This is a genomic window from Nocardia sp. NPDC057440, assembly GCF_042802915.1.
Classification (GTDB): domain Bacteria; phylum Actinomycetota; class Actinomycetes; order Mycobacteriales; family Mycobacteriaceae; genus Nocardia.
Genome location: NZ_JBHVDF010000017.1, coordinates 162222 through 164569 on the forward strand (window position 1 = coordinate 162222; position 2348 = coordinate 164569).

A 2348-nucleotide genomic window follows, 5' to 3' on the forward strand; every position below is an offset into this window, starting at 1 on the left:
CGCCCCCGCCCCACAAAAACCACGGCTTTGCGGGGGGGGGGGGGGGGGGGGGGGGGGGGGGGGGGGGGGCGCGCCCCCCCCCCCCCCCGCGGCTACTTCTCGATGTTCTCGAAGTCGAACAGACCGTTCCACGCGAGTTCGGCCTTCTTCACCTTGTCCGAGCGTCCCGCCGCGGCGAGATAGTCGAGCACCGGGATATCGGCCATATCCTTGATCAGCAGAGCCTGGGCCCGCGCCACGATCTTGTAGGACTCCTCGAGCGTCGGCGCCGCGAGCGCGGCGTCGAGCAGACCGTCGAATTCGGTGCTCTTGTAGTCGACGTTGTTGGTCTCGGAGTAGCTGTAGTACTGCGAGGTCAGGAATTGCAGCATGGTCGGGTAGTCGCCCTGCCAGCCGTAGCGGAACGCCTTACCGATGGTCTTGGCGTTCACCAGATCCCGGATGTTCTTGAAGGTCGGGTACGGTGCGCCGACCGCGTCGATACCGAGGGTGTTCTTCACACTGTTGGCAACGGCTTCGATCCAGGCCTGGTGGCCGCCGTCGGAGTTGTAGGCGATCTCGTAACGACCCGACCACGGTGACATGGCATCGGCCTGCGCCCACAGCTTCTTGGCCTCCTCCGGGTTGTACTTCAGCACCTCGGAGCCGGGCAGGTTCCCGTCGAACCCGGGCAGGGTGCTTGCGGTGAAGTCACGCGCCGGTGTCTTGGTTCCGTTGAAGATGGTGTCGCAGATCTGCTGGCGGTTGATCGCCATCGAGATGGCCCTGCGTCGCAGCAGCCCTTCCTCCCCGCCGAGGTGCGCGACGTTGGCCTGGACGCCGATGTGCTGGTTCTGCGCGGTCGGCGCGAGGATCGCGCGATCACCGAGGTCCTTCTTGTAGGAGGTCAGCGCGCTGTCCGGGATGGTGTCGAGGGAGTCGAGATTGCCCGCCTGCAGATCCGAATAGGCCGTGTCGAACGACTGATACATGACGAACCGCAGGCCCTTGTTCTTGGCCGGGCGGCCGCCCTGGTAATCCGGGTTGGGTACCAAGTCGATCTTGACGTTGTGCTCCCATGCGCCCGTGCGGGCGAACTTGTACGGGCCGTTGCCGATCGGGTTCTCACCGAAGGCCTTCATGTCCTTGAAGGCCGCTTCGGGCAGCGGATAGAACGGCGCGTAGCCGAGTTCGGTCTCGAAGTCGATGGACGGTTGCTTCAACTCGACGGTGAACGTGCGATCGTCGACCACCTTCAGGCCCGACATCGTCTGTGCCGTCGGCTTTTCCGCCGACACCTCGTCGAATCCGAGGATCGGGGTGAACACGTAGCTCTGCAGCTGCGCGTTGGTGCCGAGCGCACCGTAGTTCCACGCATCGACGAACGACTTGGCCATCACCGTGCTGCCGTCGGTGAATTTCCAATTCGGCTTGATGGTGATTGTGTAATTCTTCCGATCGGTGGTCTTGATCGACTCCGCCAGCTCGTCGTGGGCCACGCCCTTGCCGTCGTAATATTTCAGCCCGGCGAACAGCCGGTCGACTACGCGGCCGCCCATATTCTCGTTGGTATTGGTGGGCACCAACGGATTCTGTGGTTCGCCACCGTTGGTCGTGACGATGTCTGCGTCGGCACTATCGCTCGACGAACATGCGGACAGCCCGAGGCTTGTGGCCAGCAGTACTGCCGCGATCAACGCTGTAGCTCTGTTGAATCTCAACGCGTTCTCCCGATTTCGAGACAGGCGAAGGGGATCCGCGACGCACGCGTGAGTCCTTCCCAGCGCGCCTCGACTCGATCGCCTTGGAATGCCTGGGACAGTAGCTATTCGGACGACCGTTGTCATCGGATTGACCAAGGTTCGTTCCACTTGTTACCAATCCGGCAACATGGCCGAAACACACAAAACTTGGCGATGAAAACGCTGATCCACCGGAACTATGCCGTCACTGGGGCCATCCGGTGTTCTAAGAGGTTGAAGAAGACGATAACTAGCGCGGGGTCGGTTTGTCAGCCGATCGGGCCGGATGCGCGCCGCGGTGACGGGATCGAAACCCGGTGGGCACACTGGACGCGGCCTGGGTCACAGTTGATTACTGTCGAACTGACCCACACCGGGCGCGTCGAATCGAGCGCTGCGGATTTCGTGAAGGAAGAGACGAGATGACCGATACCACCGCCGACCACACGGCCTCGTACCCGCCGGCCCCGGAATTCGCCACGGCGGCAAACGCGGATGCCTCGTTGTATCAGCGTGCCGCGGCGGATCGCGACGCGTTCTGGGCCGAACAGGCCGGACGGTTGCACTGGGATCAGCCCTGGACACAGGTCCTCGACTGGCGCGACGCACCCGTCGCGAAGTGGTTCG

Annotated in this window: 2 protein-coding genes; one reads left to right on the forward strand and one right to left on the reverse strand. The window is 63.1% G+C overall.

The window, feature by feature from the left end; all coding sequences use genetic code 11:
- Positions 1 to 92 precede the first annotated feature (92 nt).
- Positions 93 to 1700, reverse strand: a complete 1608-nt coding sequence (locus ACFU4Z_RS29570) for an ABC transporter substrate-binding protein (protein WP_379069277.1) — start codon at positions 1698 to 1700, stop codon at positions 93 to 95.
- A gap of 443 nt (positions 1701 to 2143) precedes the next feature.
- Here ACFU4Z_RS29570 and ACFU4Z_RS29575 point away from each other — a divergent pair.
- A partial coding sequence (locus ACFU4Z_RS29575; protein ID WP_379069280.1) for an acetyl-coenzyme A synthetase N-terminal domain-containing protein occupies positions 2144 to 2348 on the forward strand: 205 nt, incomplete at its 3' end.